Source organism: Kitasatospora sp. NPDC059599 (genome assembly GCF_042735125.1).
GTDB lineage: Bacteria > Actinomycetota > Actinomycetes > Streptomycetales > Streptomycetaceae > Kitasatospora.
Genome location: NZ_JBHWCL010000008.1, coordinates 83573 through 106811, shown reverse-complemented (window position 1 = coordinate 106811; position 23239 = coordinate 83573). Strand labels below are relative to the sequence as shown.

Here is a 23239-nt window from a genome sequence, read left to right as displayed (position 1 = left end):
GAGTACAGTCCAACTCGCCGTCCCCGAAAAGGCATTGTCTGTAGTCCCGGGGTTGTCCCGCCTTCGCCAGCAGTAGGCTCACAGTCACCGTCGATGATGGGATTGGCCCGTGGACGACCCGATCCGGCACCCCCTCGCCTACGCACGCGTTTTGCGCGGCTGGTCGCAGGGCGACCTTGTCGCCCGCCTCGACCGGACCGCCCGCCGCCACGGGCTCCTGTCCGGCGCCGACAAGGCGGCCGTCAGCAGGTGGGAGAACTGGCGCAAGACGCCGAACCTCGACTCCCAGCTCCTGATTGCCGAAGCTTTCGGTGTCAAGGTCTCGGAGATGGAGGCGTACGGCTGGCCCTACTGGCTGCCCGGACGCGACGAACCGCTGCCGCTGGGGTCCGCCTACACCGTTCAAGCCCTCCACGATGCACAGAGAGCTTCCATGGACCGACGCAGCTTCATGACCTACAGCGCTATCTCGCTGGCCGGCCTCGCCGCCCGGTGGGCCACGATCGAACCCGAACGCCTCACGTCGGCCCTCGGGGGCAAGCGGGTGGACGCCGAACTCGTGGACTGGCTGGAGGACACCAGCACGAAGCTGACGGCCCTGCCCACCGAACAGCGCCAGCACACGATCCGCCTGATGGACGCTCATCTGGCCACGGTGACCGAGCTGATCGAGGAAGGCCGCTACAGCGAGAACACCGGCCGCAGGCTGCACCTGCTGGCGGCCTCGCTGGCCACCACCTGCGGATGGCACCGCTTCGACCAGGGCCGGCATTGGGCGGCCGGGAAGCTGTGGGGTGCGGCCCTGCAGTCCGCACACGCCGCCGGCGACCGCGACCACGGCGCCGGGGTGCTCTCGGACTTCGCCTACCAGTCGAACTGGCTAGGCGAGCCGAAGGTCTCCGTGGACCAGCTCGGATACGCGCTGTCCGGCATCGAGCACCCCGCCGCCCGGTCCCTGCTGTTCCTCCGCCGGGCCAGGGCCCACGCCGCGCTTGGCGACCACTCCGCCTGCTACCGCGACCTGTCCGAGGCCGAATCCGCTCTCGCCGTCGAGGCCGCCGACCCCGCACCCGACTGGTGCGCGTGGATGAGCCCGGCCGACCTCGCCGTGGACTCCGGCCAGTGCCTCCTGGACCTCGGCCGAACCGACGAGGCCCATGCGCGGATTGCCGAGGGCATGACCCTGCTGCCCCGCGCCAGGGACAAGACACGCGGCATCTTCCTGACCTACCAGGCCAAGGGCTACCTCCAAGCCAACGACGTCGAGCAAGCGCTCGCCGTCACCAGCGAGTCGCTCGACCTGGCCACCCGCATCGGCGCCCCGCGGTGCGTTGCCCTGGTCCGGGAGCTCGCGCCGGCTTTCAAGCCTTACCGCCAGGTCGACGGAGTCCCGGAGTTCCTGGAGCGGTTGAAGGCCGGCTGAGCACACCAGCTGGGGAACACCGATCGCGGAGTCGCTGCTGGGCCGGTCGGAGCCACTGCAGCACTGCGGCCAGACCTCCGGTACCGCCTGCCAACTGCTGCAGACCGACCTCGGAGGTGCGTCAGACCGCCTCTGCGGGCAAAGGGGTCCGGTAACCTCGGCTTCGTCCTCTGCGGGGCCGGACCTGAGGCGGCCTGGTGTCTTCATGGCCGAACTTCTGTCTGCCGGAGAAACGTTGGTGTTGCTGGGGAGCCGGGGGTCGGGAAGACCGCGCTGTCGGCCGAGGCAACCCGGCCCGGCGAGTCCGCCGGGATTCGGGTGCTGCGCCGCGCGGGTGCGCGGTACCGGAGGCAGCTCGGCTACGGTGCGCTGCGGCAGTTGGTGACGTCGACGCCCGAGTGCCTGGCGACAGCCGGGAGTTCGCCGGACCTCGCCGTCGCGCTCCGGTCGGAGTCGGGGGGAGAGGCGCCCGACGGGACGGAGCCGGCCGGGCACGGCTTCGACGCCGTGCCCGACTCGGCCGCTGGCTGAAGGGTCAGGACCTCGCTGCGCCGGGGATTCAGGTGGGCAGCGAGGAGAGCCAGCCGGTCAGCAGGCGGTTGACCTCGGTGGGGCGCTCCTGCTGGATCCAGTGGCCGCAACCGTCGAGCAGGTGCGAGGAGACCAGGCCGGGCAGGGTGGTGGGGAACGCGTCGATCGCGTCGGACATCCACACGGTGGAGGCGTCCAGACTGCCGCCGGCGAAGAAGGACGGCTGGGTGATCGGAGCGCCGTCGAAGTCGGCGAGGTCCACCCAGTCCCGGTCCATGTTCCGGTAGCGGTTGAGTGCGCCGCTCAGGCCGGTCCGCTCGAACTCCCCGGCGTAGACGTCGAGATCGTCCTTGCCGAGCCACTGGGGCAGCCGGCCGGTCGGAAACCGGTCGCGCAGCGTCCCGCCCTTGGTCACGAAGTGCGGGTCCGCCTCGTGGGGCGCGGGCATGGTGTCGGCGGACAGCGCCGCGTAGAAGCCCGCGAGCCAGCCGCGCACATCGGGTTCGATCTCGGCCTCGGCCCGCCCGGGCTCCTGGAAGTAGGAAACGTAGAACTCCTGGTCCCCGCCCAGCTGTGCGAAGACCTCGCTGGGGCGCGGCCCGCCGCGCGGGGCGTACGGCACGCTGAGCAGCCCCACGGCCCGGAAGACGTCCGGACGCACCAGCGCCGAGTTCGCGGCGATCGTCGCTCCCCAGTCGTGCCCGACGATCACCGCCGACTGCTCGCCGAGGGCGTGCACCACTGCGGCGTTGTCCGCCACGAGTTCCAGCATCCGGTACGCGTCCACGTCCTCGGGCCTGGACGAGCGGCCGTAGCCCCGTACGTCGATCGCCACGGCCCGGTACCCGGCGGCGGCCAACGCCGGAAGCTGGTGGCGCCAGGAGTACGAGGACTCGGGGAAGCCGTGGACGAGGAGCACCAGCGGCCCGGTGCCCTGCTCCACCAGGTGGATCCGGCCCGCCGCCGTGGGGACCGACCGGTGCGTGAGATCGTGCTGCGACATGAACCCTCCAGAGCTGCTGACGTGCTGTGCGCGGGCCGCGGCCGGTGCCGGCCGGTGGCGCGATCGGGACTCCGGATCGATCCTGTCGCGCGTGCCGCGGGTGCCTCCACTCTTGTTGCTGTTTCGGCAAAGAGGTGGGGGCGTCGCCTGCCGACTTCCCGCGCGGACTCCCTGCGGTGCGCAGGCGGTCAGCTCTCCGGGACGGGTCGGGTGTCCGATGGTGGCGGTGCGAGCAGGGCCCTGGCGCGGCGCTCCGTCAGGATCGGGACGAACGTCCGCACCTTGGCGTCGCGCAGTTCGTCGTAGGCGCCCACGACGAGAGCGTCCACGGTGGCCGGGTCGGCCTCGGGGTGGGCGGACTTGAGCCGGGCGGCGACCAGCCTCATCGCCTCCTCGTCCTCGGGTGACACCCAGGTCGCGGTCGCCCCGCCCGGTTGGGGGTGGCCGGGCGCGTCGTCGGGCGGCCGCGGTCGTCCGGGTGGCCCGTATTCCGGGTCATCGGTGGGCATGGCGCGGGCCTATCGGTGTGCGCCGGGACGCCGGCGCGGTGAGGGTCACCACGGCGACCTCGCTCCCGGGCCCCGCGGCCTCGTGGCAGGCCAGGGTGAGCAGGCCCGCGTCGGCCAGGTCTCGGAGGGCCTCCCGCAGGAGGCTCGGTTCGACGCGCAGGGCCACGGCCGCGGCCGTCACCGGAAACGTCGCCGTCCGGGCGAGGTGCTGCCGCGGGTCGGCGACGAGATCGACCAGGAGCCCGGCCGCGATCCGCCCGTTCGGAAGCTCCCTGGCCTGCCGGGCCCAGAGGGTCGCCCAGTCCTCGACTGCAACCGGTTGCACCGGCCCACGCCCCTTCGCATCCGCCGGCCTCGGGCCGACCCGCCGGTCCGCCCGACGGTCGGCCCCCGCATTCAGCATTCTCCGGCTGCCCGGACCGGACCGCCTGCCGGTACCGGGTCCTGCGCGTGCCCTCGCCCGATTCTTGACCGAGAACAAACGTCTGGCGGCCTGTACATGACACATATGGTCGAACGGTGGTGATCCTCGACCGGGCCCGGGTGGAGCACCTGCGCGACGTCCTCGCAGCCTGGCCGGGCACGGGCGAGCGGCAGCACCGCTCGCCCGCGGATCGTGCCGCAGGCCGCCGCCCCTGTCTCCGCACCCGGCGTGACCGTCGGCGGCGGCCCGCGGCGCCCCGTGCCGGGGGCGTTACCGGCCGGGGGCGGCCGTCGGCGGGGTGTCCAGGACCCGGAAGGAGATGCCGGCCGCGATCAGCCGGTCGATCAGCGGCCGGCCCATCGCCACCGCCGTGGTCAGCTGCCCCGCGGTGGGCGGCAGTTCGTCGTACGCCAGGCAGAACGCCGACTCGGCCAGCATCTTCGCGGTCTCCTGGTAGCCGGGGTCGCCGCCGGACACCTCGGTGAGGACCGTGCGTCCGCCGCGTTCCCGTGCCACGAACCGGACGGCGAACCAGGACCGGGCCCGCTGCTCCGCGTTCGGCCCGTCGCCCGGCTTGCGCAGCCGTCCCAGGGCCCGGCGCAGCGCCGGCAGTTGGGCGGCGACGGCGAGCGCCGCGACCGCGGCGACGCCGCCGAGGGCGATCGGCAGCCGGCGCACCGCCGCGTAGTGCGCGTAGCCGAAGTCCCGGCCGTAGGCGTCCAGTGCGGCGGCCGAGCGGGACACCACCTGCGGGTCGATGGTGGGCATCGGTACGGCCCAGGCCCGGGCGGTCCGGGACCGGTGCGGCCGGCCGGCCGGGGTGCGGACCAGCCGTCCCGCCGGCCGGGGTTCCACCGCGCGGCGCTCCCGGGCGGCGCGGGCCATCGCCCGGGGGCGGGAGAAGGCCGTCATCGCCGAGGCGAAGGTGCCGCCGGAGATGGTGCCGCCGGCGCGGACGAAGCCCTCGACGGAGATCCGGCCCGCCGGGCCGCCGCGGCGCAGGAGTTCCTCGACGGTGAACAGCACGCCGAGGTCGTGCGGCACGGAGTCGAAGCCGCAGGCGTGCACCAGCCGCGCGCCGGTGGCCACCGCCCGTTCGTGGTGCCGGAGGTACATCCGGTCGACGAACTCCGGCTCGCCGGTGAGGTCGACGTAGTCGGTGCCGCTGTCGGCGCAGGCCGCCACCAGCGGCTCGCCGTGCCGCAGGTACGGGCCGACGGTGGAGATCACCACCCGGGTGTCCGCGGCGACGGCGCGCAGCGCCTTCGCGTCCGCGGCGTCCGCGACCAGCAGGGGGAGGTCGGCGCAGCGCGGGTCGATCCGTGCCAGCCGCGCCCGGACGGCGGCGAGCCTGCCCTCGTCCCGGCCGGCGAGCGCCCAGCGGCAGTCCTCGGGCGCGGCCGTGGCCAGGTACTCGGCGGTGAGCCCGCCGGTGAACCCGGTGGCACCGAACAGGACGAGGTCGTACGGGCGGGGCTCGGCCATCAGCAGTCCCTACGTGCGGGTGATCGACTGCGCCACGCTAGGAGTCCGCCGGGGGCCTGTCAACGGGTTCGGCGGCTCCCGCCGCGCGGCCGGTGTGCGGTGCGTCGTGCCTGGTGCGCGACGTGGTCGAGGGGGCGCCGGGCGCCCCGCTGCTCCGGGGCGGGCGTGGTGGAGGTGCCCAACTCCGGGCGGCGGCGCGGGGTGTGCGGAACGGCCGGTTCCGGGTGGTTCGACGGACGGAGGGGAACGGCACAGTAGCGCTACGTCGATATGACAAGTACGCTGCGTGTCGCTGGTTGAACACCATGCGGGCCTGGGCGCCACTCCGTGGGGGGAGTCACGTCCAGGCCCGGTCGCCGGCCTTGGTCCCGGTTGGGCTCGTGGGGGAGCTTCAGCCGGGACCCTCGGCGGGCTGAGAGAGTTATGCCCGGTCGAACTGTGTTTCAGTCATGACAAGCCGTCAGGTTTTCTTCGGCGCCCGATTCTTCCCGCTCCGACTGCCGGGACGGGACCGGCCGGCGGTCTCAACGCCTGGCCGCAGGGCCGGAGTCGGCGGCGTCCCGGTCCGCCGGTCCGCCGGTCCGGTGGGCGCGGAGGTCACGAACGCCCGCTCGGTGAGTGCGACGGCGGGCCTCAGCAGCAGGACGGCGGCGCAGGCCGCGGTGACCGCCGCCATCACGACCAGCAGGGTCCGGTAGTCGAACCGGTCGATGAGGACCGTGCCGGCGGCGAGCGACAGCGACTGCGGGACCAGCACCAGCATCGTGCACATGGCGTTGACGCGGCCCTGGAGCCGGGGCGGCGTGTGCAGCTGCGCCGCGGACGACAGCACCACCATGATCCAGGTGATGGCGATCCCGTCCGCGACCTCGCCGGCGACCACGAACCCCAGGTGCGGCACGCAGTAGGTGAGCGCCGCGACCGTGAACGCGCCGATCCCGAGCCCGGCGGTGCGCGCCATGCCGACCCGCCGGATCAGGGCGGAGACCGTGAGTCCGCCGATCACCGCGCCGACGCCCTGGACGGCGTTGAGCGGGCCGAGCGCGGAGGGCGGCCGGCCCAGCCCCTCGTCCACGACCGCGAACATGACGGTCTGGCTCAGGCCGATGACGCAGAACGCGCAGGCCGCCGCGTAGCCGATCTGGGCCAGCACCGGTGTGGCGCCGATGTGCCGGATGCCGGCGAGGGCGCTGCGCCGGAACGGCTCGTGGGCGGGCTCCGCCCCGACCGACTCCTCGACCCGCAGGCCGACCAGCGCCAGGATCGCGGCCAGGAAGGTCAGGGAGTTGAGCACGGCGAGCGTTCCGGCGCCGGCGGCCGCGTAGACCGCCACGCCGACCAGCGGGGCGACGATGCGCAGCCCCTGACTGACGGTCTGGAGGAGGGCGTTGGCGCCGGTCAGCTGGTCGTCGGGGAGGAGGTCGCGGCGGATTCCGGCCGACGCGGCGCCGAGGACGCCGAAGGCCACGCCGTAGCAGACCGCCACCAGGTAGATCAGCCACAGCTGTTCGCGGCCGTGCACCGCGAGCAGGGACAGTACGGCCAGCGCCATGAGGGCGTTGGTGACCATGAGCAGCGGGCGCCGCCGCACCCGGTCGGCGAGGTGGCCGAAGAGCGGTGACAGCACCATGGGTGCGCCGAGGGCCGCCTCGACCCCGCCGGCGGCGGCGTTGCTGCCGGTGAGGTCCTTGGCCCAGATGCCCAGGGTGAGGAACAGGGCGCTGCTGCCGAAGCCGGAGAGCGCCTGGCCGATGAGCAGGCGGCGGAACCGGGGGTCCGCGAGCGGCTTCACCGCCGCTCCCGCCCGTCGCGCGGGTGCAGCAGGACCGGCGCGGACTCGTAGCCCCAGATCAGGTTGGAGTGCAGTCGGCGGGCCGGGCCGGCCGGTTCGGCGCCTTCGGCCCGGGCGAGCAGTTCGGTGAACAGGACACGGAGTTCGGTCCGGGCGAGGGCGCCGCCCAGGCAGAAGTGCGGGCCCACGCCGAAGGCGACGTGCGGGTTGGGCGTGCGCCGGACGTCGAAGCGCTCGGGCGCGTCGAAGACCGTCTCGTCCCGGTTCGCCGACGGCATCCACACCGCCACCGGGTCGCCGGCCCGGATCGGCTGCCCGGCGATCTCGGTGTCCCGGGCGGCGGTGCGCAGCACGTGCATCGCCGGGCTGGTGAAGCGCAGGATCTCGTCGACGACGCCGTCCATCCCCTCGGGGTCGGCGGCGGCGGTCCGCCACTGTCCGGGGTCGGCGGCGAAGGCGAGGAGTCCGCCGACGGTGGCGTGCCGGGTGGTCTCGTTGCCGCCCGAGATGAGGCCGTCGCAGTTGAGGAAGATCTCCTCGTCGGTGAGCGGCACGCCGTCGACGAGGCCGTTCACCATGGCGCTGATGACGTCGTCGCCCGGTTCGTCCCGGCGGAAGTCGACGAGGTCGGCGTAGTAGGCGAGCATGCCGGCGTGCGCTTCGAGCCGGGCGATCGGATCGACCTCGGAGGCCCCGAAGGCGGCCCGGGTGGAGTTCAGCATGAACGCCCAGTCGCTCTTCGGCACGCCCAGCAGGTCGCAGATCACCGCCACCGGCAGGACGGCGGCGAAGTCGGTGAACTCGCGGGGTTCACCGGCGAGCAGCGGCTCCAGTTCCTCGCGCACGATCGTCCGCATGTTCTGTTCCAGGCGGGCGACGGTGCGGGGGGTGAACGCGGAGCTGATGACCCGTCGGATCCTGCCGTGCCGGGGCGCGTCGGTGACGATGAGCATCTTCCCGGCGGCCTCGGCGGTGGCGGTCGGGTTGTGGCCGATCCGCATGCCCTGGGCGGAGGTGAAGGTCGCGGTGTCCTTGAGCACCCGCTGGACGTCGGCGTGCCGGGTGACGGCCCAGAAGCCGCCGCCCGTCGGGGAGTCGTTCCAGTGGACGGGGTGGTCGCGGCGGAGCGCGGCCCACACGGACTCCGGGTCGCCGGCCCCGTACAGGGCCGGGTCCGCGAGGTCGACCGCCGGCGGGGCGGCGAGGCTTCCGGTCGGGTTCGTCATGACGCGCTTCCCTGGGTGGTGGCCGGCTCCGGGCCGAGTAGCCGCTCGGCCCGGGCGATGGACAGGATCTGTTCGGGCCGGCCGAGGACCAGCTCCGGGAGGTGCCGGGAGACGGCCGCCACCGGCCAGTCCCACCAGCGGGCGGTGAGCAGCCGTTCGACGTCCTCGGGGCCGTAGCGGGCGCGGATCACCCTCGCCGGGTTGCCGCCGACGATCCGGTACGGCTCCACGTCGGAGGCGACCAGCGCGCCGGCGCCGATGATGGCGCCGTCGCCGACGGTCACCCCGGGCATGATCGTGGCGCCGCGGCCGATCCAGACGTCGTTGCCGATCCGGGTGTCGCCCTTGCGGCCGGGCCCCCGGGCGATCAGGTCGTCGATCAGGCCGTCGCGCCAGTCGCCCTCGAAGCTGAAGAAGGGGTAGCCCGTCGGACCGTCGAAGACGTGGTTCGCGCCGGCCATCACGAAGGTCACGCCCGCGGCGATGGAGCAGTAGCGGCCGATGAACAGCCGTTCGCTGCCGAACGCGTAGCGGACCCGGGCCTCCTCGAAGCCGGCGGTGTCCTCGGAGGCGTCGTAGTAGGAGAAGTTCCCGGCGACGACCTTCCCGCCCGGTTCGAGGACCGGGCGGATGAAGACCAGGCGGTCGTCGCCGAGCGGGCGCGGATCGCGGGGGTCCGGGATGTCCAGGTCGGGGTCGACGTCCCGGTCGACGTCCTGCTCGGAGGCGGGGGCGGAGGCAGGGGCGGGGTCGCGGTGGTCAGCCACGGTCGGCCTCCGTTCCCGACGGCGCCGGGGTGCCCGGCAGGGCCGGCAGGGCGGTCAGGGCGGCCGTCACCAGCGGCCCCGACTGCTCCATCACGGCGGGCGTCATCATCGCGTCGTGGTCGGAGTCCACCACGTGGTGCTCCGCCGCGGTGAGGTACGGCTGCCAGGCCTGCGCCGCGGAGCCCCGCTCGGCGACGGTCTTGGCGGCGGCGATGCTCAGGACCCGCCCGTGGTAGCCGTCCGGGTGCGGCGGCCCGAGGAGGGCGGCGACGCCCTTGGCCGCGCGGACCAGGGCCCGGCTCTGGCGGGCGTCGAGGGCTTCGTCGGCGGACGGGCCCGCGATGACCTCGCCGGTCACCCAGGCGGCGAAGTCGCCGTCCAGCTCCTCCGGTGTCACCGGCCGCTCGTACGGCCAGGCGTCGTAGAGGACGACCAGGTCGACCGTCCGGCCGGAGGCCTCCAGCAGGCGGGCGACCTCGTAGGACAGCACCCCGCCCAGCGACCAGCCCATGACGACGTACGGGCCGTCCGGGTGGGTCGCGGTGATCAGGTCCGCGTAGCGCCGGGCCAGCGCGTCGAGCGACTCCACCGCCTTGAAGCGGCCGTGGCTCTCCGTCACCTGGATGCCGTAGACCGGCTGGTCCCGCTCCAGGTGCGGCAGGACGGAGCTGTAGCACCAGCTGAGGCCGCCGATGGGGTGGATGCAGAAGACCGGGCGGCTGCTCGCCGCGCCGCGCCGCAGCTCGATGACGTTGGCGTACGGGTCGGTCGGGGCCTCGTCCAGCCGGGCCGCGAGGCCCGCGGCGGTGGGCGATTCGAACAGCGTCGCGATGCCGATCTCGGCGCCGAGCAGGGCGCGGATCCGGCCGGTCAGGCGGGTCGCCAGCAGCGAGTGACCGCCCAGTTCGAAGAACGAGTCGTCCGGGCCGACCCGGTCCAGCCCGAGCTCCTGCGCGAACAGCCGGACCAGGACGGCCACCCGCGGGTCGTCCGGGGCGTCGCCGCCGTCCGGGCCGGCCCCGGCGGGGCCGTTCGCCGCGGGGCCGTCGGCCGCGGGGGCGGGCAGGGCCTTGCGGTCCAGTTTCCCGCTGGGCGTCAGCGGCAGGCGGTCGAGGACCACCACGTCGCCGGGGACCAGGTACTCCGGCAGGTGCTCGGCCGCGTACCGCCGCAGTGCGGCGGCGCGGTCCCGGTCCTGAGGGGCCTGCGGATCCTGAGGAGCCTGCTGGGCCTGCGGGTCCTGTGGGTCCTGGGCGTCCTGTGGGTCCTGGGCGTCCTGGGCGTCCTGACCGTCCGCCAGGACGGCGTAGGCCACCAGCCGGACGTCCCCCGGTCGGTCCTCGCGGGCGATCACCGCGGCGTGGGCGACCTCCGGGTGGCCGGTGAGCACCGCCTCGACCTCGCCGGGCTCGACGCGGAAGCCCCTGATCTTGATCTGCTCGTCCGTCCGGCCGAGGAAGACCAGCTCGCCGTCCGCGGTCCACCGCACCAGGTCGCCGGTGCGGTACAGCCTCCCGCCACCGGGCGTGCCGAAGGGGTCGGGCAGGAAGCGCTCGGCGGTCAGCGCGGGCCGGTTCAGGTAGCCGGTGGCCAGTCCGGCGCCCGCGAGGTACAGCTCCCCGGGCACGCCGGGCGGGACGGGGCGCTGCCGCGCGTCCAGCACGTACACCCGGGTGTTCGCCACCGGCCGGCCGATCGGGACGGCTTGCGGCACCCCGTCGACGGCACGCACGGTCGCGCACACCGTGGACTCGGTGGGGCCGTAGGCGTTGACCACCTTCGCGAAGTGGCGGGCCGCGTCGAGGACGGCGGGCGTGCAGGCCTCACCGGCGGTGATCAGCGTGACCCCGGCGACGTCCTCGTCGAACTCGGTGGCGAGGACCACGGCGGGCGGCAGGGTGGCGTGGGTGATGCCGTGGACGCGCAGGAAGTCGGCCAGGGCCGGGCCGGGGACCCGGTCGGACTCCGGGACGACGACCAGGCACCCGCCGGTCAGCAGTGCCATCCAGGTGTCCCAGACGGAGGCGTCGAAGCTCATCGAGGCGAACTGCAGCACCCTGCTGTCGCCGTCGACGCCGAGCGTCGCCGCCTGGGTGCTCACCATGCTGGGGATGCCGCGGTGGGAGACCACCACGCCCTTCGGCCGGCCGGTGGAGCCCGAGGTGTAGATGACGTACGCCGGGTGGGCGGGGAGCAGCGGTGCGGTGCGGTCCGCGTCGGCGGGCGCGGTGGCCGGCCGGTCCGCGACCGAGCGCCGCACGTCCTCGTCGTCCAGCGCCAGGACCGGGAGGCCGGGGCCGCCGGGCAGGGCGGCGGCGACCTCCCCGGTGCTGAGCACACAGGCCGGGGCCGCGTCGTCGAGCATGAACGCGACGCGGTCGGCGGGGTAGGACGGGTCGACCGGGAGGTAGGCCGCCCCGGCCTTCAGGACCGCGAGCAGGGCCACCACGACCTGCTCCGAGCGCGGCAGGGCGAGGGCCACCAGCCGGCCCGGCCCGATGCCGCGGGCGATCAGCTCGTGCGCCAGCCGGTTGGCGCGGGCGTCGAGTTCGGCGTACGTCAGCTCGGTGTCCAGGTACCGCACCGCCGGGGCGGCGGGGGTGTGCGCGGCGCGGGCGGCGAACAGCTCGGGCACCGTGCCCGCCGGCACCTCGGTGGCGGTGTCGTTCCAGTCCCGCAGGACCCGCTGCCGCTCCCGGGTGCTCAGCAGCTCCACCTCGCCGACCCGGCGGCCCGGGTCGGCGGCCATCGCCTCCAGCACCAGCACCAGCCGGTCGGCGATGCCCTCGACCGTGGCGTGGTCGAACAGGTCGGCGTCGTACCCGATCGCGGCGACCAGGCCGGTGGCCGGTCCGGCCGCGTCGTCGGCGCCCGGGCGTTCGCCGAACACGAAGGACAGGTCGAAGGCGGAGATCCCCATGCTCAGGTCGAGCGGGGCGACCGCCAGCCCCGGGAGGGCGAGCTCCGCGCTGATGCTGTTCAGCATGGAGACGCTCACCTGGAACAGCGGGTTGGCGCCGGGGACCCGGGCCGGGTTGAGCGCCTCGACCAGGGTCTCGAACGGGACGTCCTGGTGGGCGTAGGCGCCGAGGTCGGTCTCCCGGACCCGGCCGAGGAGTTCGGTGAAGGTCGGGTCGCCCGAGAGGTCGGTGCGCAGCACCAGGGTGCTGGCGAAGAAGCCGACGAGGCCGTCCAGCACGGCGTCGGCGCGCCCGGAGGTGGCCGTGCCCAGCGGGATGTCGGGCCCGGCGCCGGAGCGGGACAGCACCACGCCCACCGCGGCCTGCAGCGCCATGAACACGGTGCAGTCGTGGGCCCGCGCGACGGCGGTCAGGGCGGCGTGCAGGGCCGGCCCGACCTCGATCGCGACCTCCCCGCCGCGCAGGCTGACGGTGCCCGAGCGCGGCCGGTCGAAGGGCAGCGCGAGCTGGTCGGGAATGCCGGCCAGCGCCCGGCGCCAGTACTCGGTCTGCTGGGAGAGCCGGCTCGCCGGGTCGTCCTCGGCGCCGAGCAGGTCCCGCTGCCAGAGCGTGAAGTCGGCGTACTGGACGGGCAGTGGCGGCCGGGCCGGTGCGGTGCCGGTGCGGCGCGCCGCGTAGGCCTCGGCGAGGTCGTCGAGCAGCGGTTCCAGGGACCAGCCGTCGCAGGCCACGTGGTGGACGACCAGCAGGAGGACGTGCTCGTCCGGGGCGAGGCGGAACAGTCGGGCGCGCAGGGCGGGTTCGGTGGTGAGCCGGAAGACCTTCTGGCTCTCCTCGGCGAGTTCGGCGTCCAGCGCGTCCGGCGTGGTGTCGGTGACGGTGAGTTCCGTCCGGGCCGCCCGGCCGGTCAGCACCTGCTGCCAGGGCCGGCCGTCCTCGGTGGGCAGGACGGTGCGCAGCGACTCGTGCCGGTCGACGACGTCGGCCAGGGCGGCGGTGAGCGCCCCGACGTCCAGGGCGCCGGAGAGGCGGGCCGCGTACGGGATGTTGTAGGCGGCCCCGCCGTCGAGCTCGTTGAGGAACCACAGGCGGCGCTGGGCGAAGGACAGCGGCAGGCGGTCCGGGCGGGCGGTGGGGCGCACGGCCGGGCGGGCCTGCTGCCCGAGGTCGACGAGCGCGGCCAGGCCGGCCGGGGTCGCGGCCTCGAACACGGCCCGGATGGACAGTTCCACGCCGAGGGCGGAGCGGATCCGGTCGACCAGCCGGATGACCAGCAGCGAGTGCCCGCCGAGTTCGAAGAAGGCGTCCTCGACGCCGACCCGGTCGACCTCCAGGACCTCGGCGAACAGGGCACACAGGGCGGCTTCGGTGGCGTTCGCGGGCTCCCGGCCGGCGGAGCGGGCGGAGAGTTCCGGCGCGGGCAGGGCGGCGCGGTCGACCTTGCCGTTGCGGGTCAGCGGGAGGGCGTCCAGGACGACGACGGCGGCGGGGACCATGTGGGCGGGCAGGTGGCGGGCGGCGAAGTCGCGCAGGTCGTGGGTGGCCGCGCCGTCGGGGCAGGCCGCGTAGGCGACGAGCCGGAGGTCGCCGGGGGCGGACTCGTGGACGACCACGGTGACGCCCTGGACGGACGGGTGCCGGGCGATCGCGGCCTCGACCTCGCCGAGTTCGATCCGGAAGCCGCGGATCTTGACCTGGTCGTCGGTGCGGCCGCAGTACTCCAGTTCACCGGCGGCGTTCCAGCGGCCGAGGTCGCCGGTGCGGTAGAGCCGGCCGCCGGGTTCGGCGCCGAACGGGTCCGGGAGGTAGCGCTCGGCGGTCAGCGCGGGGCGGGCGAGGTAGCCGCGGGCCACGCCGGGACCGCCGACGTGGATCTCGCCGACGACCCCGGTGGGCGACGGCTCGCCGCGGGCGTCCAGGACGACCAGCCGCCAGCCCGGGATGGTCCCGTCGATGGGGGAGACGTTGCCCCCGGTCGCGCTGCCGGTGGCGGTCGCGGCTTCCACACCGGGCATCACCCGCCAGGTCGTGAGCACCGTGTTCTCGGTGGCGCCGTAGGCGTTCACCAGCCGGGTGGTGTCCGCGGGGTACCGGCGCTGCCACTTGCCGACGGTCGCGAGGTCGAGCGCCTCGCCGCCGAGCACGACCATCCGCAGCCGCAGCGCGTCCAGCGGGTGCCGTTCCTCCCGGGCCACGAACTGCCGGAAGGCGGACGGCGTCTGGCTCAGGACGGTGACCCCTTCACGGGCCAGCAGCGCGTGCAGCGCGTCCGGGTCCATCCCCGCCTCGCGGGGGACGACGACCAGGCGGCCGCCGAAGGCCAGCGGGCCCCAGATCTCCCAGACCGAGAAGTCGAAGGCGAGCGAGTGGAACAGCGTCCACACGTCGGTGTCCGACGCGTCCGAGAGGAGCTGCGTGGAGGCCAGGAGCACGGCGAGGTTGCCGTGGGTGACCTCGACGCCCTTCGGCCGGCCGGTGGAGCCCGAGGTGTAGATGACGTAGGCGAGTTCGGCGGGCCCGGGCAGCACCGGCGCCGGAGCGGCGGCGTCGGTCGTCCGGGTGACGTCGAGGGTGCGCCACGGCCCGTCCGGGACGCGGTCGCGGGCCCCGGGGTCGGTCAGGACGATCGGGACCCGGGCGTCGCCGAGGACGAACTCCAGCCGGGCCGGCGGGTAGTCGGGGTCGACGGGGACGTAGGCGGCGCCGAGCCGCAGCACGCCGAGCACGGCGGCGACCAGGTCGACGGAACGGCCGAGGCAGAGCCCGACGCGGTCGCCGCGCCGGACGCCGGCCTCGGCCAGCAGGGCCGCGATCCGGCCGGCGCGCTCGTCGAGCTGCCGGTAGGTCAGCCGGGTGCCAGTGCCGGTGCCGGTGCCGTCGCTGACGGCGACGCGGTCGCCGGCCGCCGCGACCTGCGCCGCGAAGCGCTCGACCGCCGACGGCCGCACCTCGGGCAGCACGCCCTCGGGCCCGTTGCCCAGGTCGAGCAGCCACTGCCGCTCGGCCGCGTCCATCACCGGGAGTTCGCCGACCGGCCGCGCCGGCTCGGCCAGCGCCCCGGCGAGCAGCAGCTGCCAGCGGCGGGCCAGGGCCTCGACCGTGGCCCGGTCGAACAGGTCCTCGGCGTACTCCAGCACGCCGCTCAGGCCGGCCGGCTGTCCGTCCGCACGGTGTTCGGTGAGGCCGAGGCTGAGGTCGAACTTGGCCGCTCCGGCGCCGAACGGCTCGTCGGTGACCGTCAGGCCGGGCAGGACCAGGCCGCCGTCCCCGTCCGCCTCCAGCGAGAAGCTCACCTGGAAGAGGGGGTTGCCGGTCGCCGTGCGGACGGGGTTGACGGCCTCGACCACCCGGTCGAAGGGGACGTCCTGGTGGGCGAAGGCCGTCAGGGCCGTGCGCCGCACCCGCTTCAGGAGCTCGCCGAAGCTCGGGTCGCCCGAGCAGTCGACCCGGAACACCAGGGTGTTGACGAAGAACCCGACGAGTTCCTGCAGGTCCTCGTCGGTACGGCCGTCCACCGGCGCGCCGATCGGGATGTCGGTGCCCGCCCCCAGCCGGTTCAGCAGCGCCGCGAACGCCGTCTGCAGTGCCACGAACGGTGTGACCCGGTGCTCGCGGGCCAGCCGCGCCAGCGCCCGGTGGGTGTCGGCGTCGACCTCGAAGCGCACCGTCCCGGCCGGCGAGGGGCCGGCCGTCGGCGGCCGCGGCCGGTCCCGGGGGAGCGGCAGCTCCTGCGGGGAGCCGCGCAACTCCTCCCGCCAGTGATCGAGTTGCCGGGACAGGAGGCTCTGCGGGTCGTCCTCGGAGCCGAGCGCCGCGCGCTGGCGCACCGCGTGCTCCGGGTACTCCAGGGGCAGCGCGGGCCAGACCGGCGCGGCGCCGGCCAGACGCGCGGCGTAGGCCGTGCCGAGGTCGCGCTCCACGAGGCCGAGGGACCAGCCGTCCGCGGCGATGTGGTGGACCACCAGGACCAGCACGTGCTCCGTCGGACCGGTAGCGAACAGCCGTGCCAGCACCGGGAGTTCGGAGGTCAGGTCGAACTCGTGGCGGCAGGCCAGGTCGACCAGCCCCGGCACCTCGCCGGCGGCGCACTCGGCGGACTCCACCGTGAACCGCCCGGCGACGTCGCCGGCCGCCACGACCTCCTGCCACGGCTCGCCGGCGACCTCCGGGAACACCGTCCGCAGCGCCGCGTGCCGGCGGACGACGTCGCCGAGCGCCGCGGTGAGCGCCGTCCGGTCCAGGGGGCCGGAGATCCGGACCACCCGGGGCATGTTGTACCCGGCCCGGAACTCCCCGAGCCTGGAAAGGAACCACAGCCGCTGCTGCGCCAGGGACAGCGGCAGCCGGCCGGCACCCGCCGCGGCGGGTGTGTGCGGCGAGCGGGGTGCCGGGACGGGAGCCGACCCGTCTTCCCGGGCGTCCAGACCGTGTGACATCAGATGTACCTCCAACTCCGTCCCGAACGATGGTGACTAGGCGCTGCGCAGGCTCTTGGGCCGCATGTCGGTCCAGTTGCGCTCGATCCACTCCAGGCAGTCCGCCTTCTTGCCGCGGGCCCCGGCGTCCAGCCAGCCGGGCGGGTTCTCCCGCTCCTGGGGCCAGATCGAGTACTGCTCCTCGTCGTTCACCACGACCTTGTAGTCCAGGTCGAGTTCGTCGTCGGACATGGCAACCTCCACAGCGAAAAGGGATGGGATGACGGGGTGGTGCGGGTCCTGCGGGTTCTGCGGGTGCTACGGGTTCTGTGCGTCCTGCGGTTTCCGCGGGCTTCCGCGGGTATTGCGGGTTTTCGCGGGGCCCGGCGGCCGTCAGGCGGACAGGTGGCGCGCGAGTTCCGCGACCGTGGGGTTGAGCTGGACGTCGACCGGCCTGAGCTGGACGCCGAACTCGCGCTTGATCCGGAAGGCGATCTGCACGGCCCGGATGGAGTCGCCGCCGAGGTCGAAGAAGTCGTCCTCCGCGCCGACGTGCTCCACCGACAGGACCTCCGCCCACAGGCGGGCCAGGCCCTCCTCCAGCGGGGTGTGCGGCGCCACGCGCCCGGCCGGGTCGGGGGCGGAGCGCACGGGTGCGGGCAGCGCGGCGCGGTCCACCTTGCCGCTCGGCGAGAGCGGCAGCGCGTCCAGCACCACCACCGCCGAGGGCACCATGTACGCCGGCAGCCGGCGGCCCAGCCAGGCACGCACCTCGTCGGCCGAGAGCGCGCCGGACGCGGACGGGACCGTGCCGGACCCGGCCGGGACGACGTAGCCGACCAGCCGGCGCTCCGCGCCCTCGCCGAGCGCGGTGGCGGCACCGGCCGCGACCCCGGGGTGTGCCCGCAGGTGCGACTCGACCTCGCCGAGTTCGATCCGCAGGCCGCGGATCTTCACCTGGTCGTCGGTGCGGCCCAGGTACTCGAGTTCGCCGCCGGCCGTCCACCGGGCCACGTCGCCGGTCCGGTACAGGCGTGCCCCGGGCACGTCGCCGGACGGGTCGGGGACGAAGCGCTCGGCGGTCAGTCCCGGCCGCCCCAGGTACCCGCGGGCCACACCGGCGCCGCCGATGCAGAGCTCCCCGCGTGCCCCGGGCGGCACCGGCCGTCCCGTCCCGTCCAGGACGTGGGCGACGGCGCCGGGCACGGCCCGGCCGATCAGGACGTCGCCGTCCGTGGCGCAGCGGTGGGCCGTCGCGTAGACGGTGGCCTCGGTCGGGCCGTAGGCGTTGACCAGTTCGGCCACCGCGGCCCAGCGTGCGGCGAGCGGCGCCGGGAGCGCCTCGCCCGCGACGACGACCCGGCGCAGCGCGGGCAGGTCGGCGGGTTCCAGGCCGGCCAGGACGCTCGGCGGCATCGAGACGACGGTCGGCCGGTGCGCGCGGATCGCCGCGACCAGTCCTTCGCCGACGCGGTCGGCCCCGCCGGGGGAGACGACGAAGGTGGCGCCGGTGGTCAGGGCGGACACCAGGTCCGCGACCGACACGTCGAAGCTCAGCGACGCGAACTGGAGCAGCCGGTCGTCGGGGCGCAGGGCCATGACCTCGTCCGCGACGGCCACCAGGTTGTCCAGCGACCGCCACTCGACCTCGACCCCCTTGGGGGTGCCGGTGGAGCCCGAGGTGTAGATGACGTAGGCGAGTTCGGCGGCCTCCGGGCGGACGGCCCCGGTGTGGACGGCCTCCGTCGCCCCGGTGGTGTCGAGGGTGCGCCAGGGGCCCGCGGGGACGCGGTCGGTGCTGCCGGGGTCGGTGAGGACGAACGGGACGTCCGCGTCCTTGAGGACGAACTCGATCCGGCTCGCCGGGTAGTCGGGGTCGACGGGGACGTAGGCGGCGCCCAGGCGCCAGACGGCGAGGACGGCGGCGACCAGGTCGACGGAGCGGCCGAGGCAGAGCCCGGCGCGGTCGCCGCGGCCCACTCCGGCCCCGGCGAGCAGGGCGGCGAGCCGGGCGGCGCGCTCGTCGAGTGCGCGGTAGGTCAGCCGTCCGCCGGTCGCGTCGGCGACGGCGACGGCGTCACCGTTCGACGCGACCTGTGCCGCGAACCGCTCCAGGACGCCCTGCGGGGCGACGGCCCCGGTGCGCGGACCGGCCGGGGCCGGCACCGCACCGGCGGGTGTGCTTCCCGGCCCGGCGGGCGTGCGCGCCACCTCGACGAACTCGCCCTTCGGATCGGGGAGTTCGCCGTCCGGGTCGGTGACCAGGGCTTCGACGGCCCGGACGTGCTGCTCGGCGATCTCCTCGATCCGGGCCGGGGTCAGCCGGTGGGCGTCGTAGTCGATGCAGAGCTGCAGGCCGTCCGTCAGCGGGTTGCGGAAGAACGTGACGGTGAGCGGGACGTCGGCCGGCTCCACCCGGCGGCTGGCGGTCAGCTCGCCCAGGCCGCTGAGCAGGTCCGCGTGCTCGCCGCCGCCCATGGTGTCGCGCATGACGTGGAAGTTGTTGAAGGTGAAGTTCGTCGTGAACAGGTCGCGTCCGCCGGCGAGTTGCCGGATCCGGGCGAGCGGCATCCGGCGGTGCGGCAGGATCCGGGCCTCCGCCTCGAAGACGCGGCGGACCAGGTCGGAGCGGCGTCCGCCGCCCACCGCGAGCCGGAACGGGACGGTGTTGAGGAACAGCCCGCGGGCCTCCGTCCCGCCGGTCTCCTCCAGTCGGCCGTTGAGCGTGACCCCGCAGCAGACGTCGTCGAGACCGGTCTGCGCCGCGATCACCTGGAGGTGCGCCGCGAGCAGGACGGTCTTCTCGGGGACGCCGAGGCGCTTGGCGAGCGCCCCGACCCGCGGGCCGAGGCCCGCCGGCAGGTGCGCGTCGCGCCAGCCGTAGCCGTCGACCACGCCGCTGGCGCCGTCGCCGCGCAGGGCCTGTCCGGCGGGCCGGGGCGGCTGCCCGGTGGGTGCCGGGAGCTGCGGCAGGGTGTGTCCGGCGAGGGTCTCGGACCAGAACCGCCGGGCCTCGGGCGAGGCCGACGCGCGCTGCTCCAGGGCGACGAAGTCGCGGTAGACCGAGGCCGGGGGCGGGAGTTGCGCCAGGCCCCGGCCGTCCAGGAGGCGGGTGTAGTGCAGCAGGATCTCGGTGATCGTCGACCACAGGCTCCAGCCGTCGAGGATGGAGTGGTGCTCGACCAGCGTCCACTGGAAGCTGTCGTCGCCGAGCACCTGGACGGCGAGGCGCAGCATCGGCGGCTGCTCCACGTCGAACGGGCGGCGCTCCCGCTCCATCAGCTCGTCGACGGCCCGGTCCTGCTCCGCCGGTGCCAGCGCCCGCAGGTCCTCGACCAGGAGGGGCACCTCGGCCTCGCGGTGGACGAGTTGCAGCGGCTCGTCGTAGTTCGCCAGGTCGAATCCGGTCCGCAGGACGGGGTGCCGGGCGACCACGGCCCGGACGGCGCGGCGGAACGCCTCCTCGTCGAAGCGGTACGGCAGGCGGTAGCTCGCCGCGTTGACGTAGGGCAGCACCCGGGGGTCGGACGCCATGTGGTAGATCATCCCGACCTGGAGCGCCGTCATGGGGTAGGCGTCGTCGAGGCCGGCTCCGGGGCCGTCGGCGATCCGGGCCCGGTCGGCTGCGGAGAGCAGCTCGAAGGGCTCGGTGCGCGCGCGGTCGGCGGCCGTGTCGGCGGCGGCCGCGAGGTCGGCGAGGGTGCGGTGCCGGTAGATCTGGGCGACGGCGATGCCCAGGCCGCGCCCGCGGGCGAGCGCGGCGACCTGCACGGCGCGGATGGAGTCGCCGCCGAGGTCGAAGAAGCCGTCGTTCGCGCCGACCTTCTCGACCTGGAGGATCTCGGCCCAGATCTCGGCGAGGGCCTCCTCGGCGGGGGTGCCGGGTGCCACGAAGGCGGCGGCGTCGCCGGAGAACTCCGGTGCGGGCAGGGCGGCGTGGTCGACCTTGCCGTTGCGGGTCAGGGGCAGGGCGTCGAGGACGACGACCGCGGCGGGGACCATGTGGGCGGGCAGGTGGCCGGCGGCGAAGTCGCGCAGGTCGCGGGCGTCCGTGCCGTCGGGGCAGGCCGCGTAGGCGACGAGCCGGCGGTCGCCGGGGGCGGACCCGTGGACGAGCGCGGTGACGCCCCGGACGGACGGGTGGCGGCCGATCGCGGCCGCCACTTCGCCGAGTTCGATCCGGAAGCCGCGGATCTTGACCTGGTCGTCGTTGCGGCCGCAGTACTCCAGCTCACCGGCGGTGGTCCAGCGGGCGAGGTCGCCGCTGCGGTACAGGCGGGCGCCGGGCACGTCGGTGAACGGGTCGGGGACGAAGCGTTCGGTGGTGAGGTCCGGTCGTCCGAGGTAGCCCCGGGCCACGGCGTCGCCGCCGACGTACAGTTCGCCGCGCACCCCGACCGGTACCGGCTGCCCGTGGTCGTCCAGGACGAGCGTGCGGTAGCCCGGGAGGGCCCGGCCGATCGGGCTGCTGCCGGTCTCGATCCGCTCCTCGTCCAGGACCTGCCAGGTGACGTGGACGGTGGTCTCGGTGATGCCGTACATGTTGACGAGGACGGGGCGGTCGGGGGTGTGGCGGCGCCACCAGGTGCGGACCGAGGCCAGGTCGAGCGCCTCGCCGCCGAACACCACCAGGCGCAGGCTCAGTTCGTCCAGCGGATGGCGCTCCTCCTCGGCGACGAGCTGGCGGAACGCGGACGGCGTCTGGTTCAGGACGGTGACGCGCTCGCGCACCAGCAGGTCGCGGAAGGCGGCGGGGTCGCGCGTCACGTCGCGCGGGACGACCACCACGCGCCCGCCGTGGGCGAGGGCGCCCCAGATCTCCCAGACCGAGAAGTCGAAGGCGAAGGAGTGGAACAGCGACCAGACGTCGGTCTCGTGCAGGCCGACGGTCTGCGCGCCGGCGTCCAGCAGCGCGGCGAGGTTGCCGTGGGTGACCTCGACGCCCTTCGGGGTGCCGGTGGAGCCGGAGGTGTAGATGACGTACGCGGGATCGCCGGCCTCCGGGCGGACCGGCCCGGTGTGCGCGGCGTCCGTGGCCCGGCTGGTGACGAGGGTGCGCCAGGGGCCCGCCGGGACCCGGTCGGCCGTGTCGGGGTCGGCGAGGACGAGCGGGACCCGGGCGTCGCCGAGGACGTACGCGATCCGGCCGGTGGGGTTGTCGGGGTCGACGGGGACGTAGGCGGCGCCGAGCCGCCAGACGGCGAGGACGGCGGCGACCAGGTCGACGGAGCGGTCGAGGCAGAGCCCGACCCGGTCGCCCCGGGTGACCCCGGCCCCGGCGAGCAGCGCGGCGAGTCGGGCCGCACGCTCGTCGAGCTGCCGGTAGGTCAGCCGGGCGCCGGTGCCGTCGCTGACCGCGACGCGGTCACCGGCCGCCGCCACCCGCGCGGCGAACCGCTCCGGCGCCGACGGGCGCACCCGGGGGGTCTCGGCCGTCCCGACGAGCTGCGCCCGCTCCTCGGCGGACAGCAGTTCGGCCCGGGCCACGGGCGCGTCCGGCGCGGTCAGGAGGGAGCCGAGCAGCCGGCACCAGTGCCCGGCCAGGCGCTCGACCAGCTCCGCGTCGATCAGCTCGGTCCGGTGCTCGACCTCGATCTCGATCCGCTCGCCGTCGTCGTTGACGTTCCAGGTGAGGTCGAACTTGGCGGTCGCGGTGTTCACCGGGACGTGGGCGGTCTCCAGGCCGGCCATCGGCGGTGCGGCGTGCCCGCGGGCGTAGCCGAACAGGATCCGGAACAGCGGCGAGCCGTCCCGGTCGGTGCCGAGCCGCCGGGCGAGGTCCTCCAGGGCGACGTCCTGGTGCTCCAGGGCGTCGATGAACGCGTCCCGGGCGGTGCGGAGCAGCCCGGTGAAGCCGGTGTCCGGGCCGGTGGTGATCCGCAGCGGGACGACCTTGACCAGGCAGTCCACCAGCCGGTCCGTCTCCGGGTCGTCGCGGCCCGCCAGCGAGGTGCCGATGACGAGGTCCTGCTGCCCGCTGTAGCGGGTGAGCAGCGCGGCGAACCCGGCGAGGAGCGTCATGGCGGGGCTCACCCGGTGGGTGCGGCCGAACGCGCGGACGGCGGCGGACAGGGCGTCGGGCAGGACGAACCGGGAGGTCGTGCCCCGGTTGGTGCGGGTCGTCGTCCGGTGTCCGGAGCCGAACAGCTCCGTCGCCGCGGGGGCGTCGCGCAGCGTCCGCTCCCAGAAGGCGAGGTTCTCCGCGGCCGTCGCGGCGTCCACCGGTGGGAGCGCGGGCTCCCGCGGCGCCTCGTCGGGCCCGGGCGCGCGCTCCGGGCCGGCCCGGTAGTGGGCGGCGAGGTCCTCCAGCAGGACGTCCACCGACCAGCCGTCGCTCACCAGGTGGTGGGAGACCAGCAGCAGGAAGCACCGGTCCTCGGCGTACCGGAGGACGGACACCCGCAGCAGGGCGTCGACGGCGAGGTCGAAGGGCCGGGCGATCTCCTCGGCCATGGCCTGCCGGGCCGCCGCCTCGTCGGGCAGCCGCAGGTCGCGGACCGGGACGTCGGCGTGGTCGAGGACGGTGCGGCGGGGGAGGCCCGCGGCGGAGGAGAACCTCGTCCGCAGCGCGCGGTGGCGGCGGACGAGCGCCGCGACGGCGTCGCGCAGCCCGTCCGCGGACAGCTCGCCCCGCAGGTGCAGCGCGGCCGGCACGTTGTAGACCGGCTGCCCCGGGTTGACCTGCTCGGCCAGCCAGATGCCCTGCTGCGTCGGCGACACGGGTAGCGAGTGGGTCATGGTGC

At 74.9% G+C, this 23239-nt stretch carries 11 protein-coding genes; 1 reads left to right on the top strand and 10 read right to left on the bottom strand.

The annotated features are described in order from the left end of the window. Positions 1 to 109 precede the first annotated feature (109 nt). Positions 110 to 1423, top strand: coding sequence for a helix-turn-helix transcriptional regulator (locus tag ACFV04_RS04945; RefSeq protein WP_380335073.1), 1314 nt, complete (start codon positions 110 to 112; stop codon positions 1421 to 1423). Between the two features lie 559 nt (positions 1424 to 1982). Here the strand turns inward: ACFV04_RS04945 and ACFV04_RS04940 are convergent. The 10 genes from ACFV04_RS04940 to ACFV04_RS04895 form a co-directional block, all read right to left on the bottom strand. Continuing rightward, entirely contained in the window at positions 1983 to 2957 is a 975-nt protein-coding gene (locus ACFV04_RS04940) for an alpha/beta hydrolase (RefSeq protein ID WP_380335078.1), read from the bottom strand. Positions 2958 to 3145: 188 nt separating this feature from the next. Beyond that, positions 3146 to 3466, bottom strand: a complete 321-nt coding sequence (locus tag ACFV04_RS04935) for a three-helix bundle dimerization domain-containing protein (protein ID WP_380526846.1) — start codon at positions 3464 to 3466, stop codon at positions 3146 to 3148. Further along, a complete protein-coding gene (locus tag ACFV04_RS04930) occupies positions 3453 to 3791 on the bottom strand; it encodes a hypothetical protein (RefSeq protein ID WP_380335085.1) in 339 nt (112 codons plus the stop codon). The genes ACFV04_RS04935 and ACFV04_RS04930 overlap by 14 nt, the downstream gene beginning before the upstream one ends. 369 nt (positions 3792 to 4160) lie before the next feature. After that, entirely contained in the window at positions 4161 to 5375 is a 1215-nt protein-coding gene (locus ACFV04_RS04925) for a saccharopine dehydrogenase family protein (protein WP_380526844.1), read from the bottom strand. A 460-nt stretch (positions 5376 to 5835) separates the two neighbouring features. Beyond that, positions 5836 to 7167: an MFS transporter gene (locus ACFV04_RS04920; protein ID WP_380526843.1), complete on the bottom strand. Its 1332-nt coding sequence runs from the start codon at positions 7165 to 7167 to the stop codon at positions 5836 to 5838. Next, complete coding sequence (locus ACFV04_RS04915) at positions 7164 to 8393, bottom strand: cytochrome P450 (RefSeq protein WP_380526841.1); 1230 nt, start codon at positions 8391 to 8393, stop codon at positions 7164 to 7166. The genes ACFV04_RS04920 and ACFV04_RS04915 overlap by 4 nt, the downstream gene beginning before the upstream one ends. Further along, positions 8390 to 9160, bottom strand: a complete 771-nt coding sequence (locus tag ACFV04_RS04910; protein ID WP_380526839.1) for a CatB-related O-acetyltransferase — start codon at positions 9158 to 9160, stop codon at positions 8390 to 8392. The genes ACFV04_RS04915 and ACFV04_RS04910 overlap by 4 nt, the downstream gene beginning before the upstream one ends. Further along, on the bottom strand, positions 9153 to 16517 hold the full coding sequence (locus ACFV04_RS04905; protein ID WP_380526838.1) for an amino acid adenylation domain-containing protein: 7365 nt from the start codon (positions 16515 to 16517) through the stop codon (positions 9153 to 9155). Before ACFV04_RS04905 ends, ACFV04_RS04910 begins: the two co-directional genes overlap by 8 nt. Positions 16518 to 16553: 36 nt before the next feature. Next, the gene (locus ACFV04_RS04900; RefSeq protein WP_360261177.1) at positions 16554 to 16748 is read right to left on the bottom strand and encodes an MbtH family NRPS accessory protein; all 195 of its coding nucleotides are present in this window, start codon (positions 16746 to 16748) and stop codon (positions 16554 to 16556) included. A 141-nt stretch (positions 16749 to 16889) separates the two neighbouring features. Continuing rightward, positions 16890 to 23234 carry an amino acid adenylation domain-containing protein gene (locus ACFV04_RS04895; RefSeq protein ID WP_380526873.1) on the bottom strand — a complete coding sequence of 2115 codons (6345 nt, stop codon included), beginning with the start codon at positions 23232 to 23234 and terminating at the stop codon, positions 16890 to 16892. Positions 23235 to 23239: the final 5 nt, after the last annotated feature.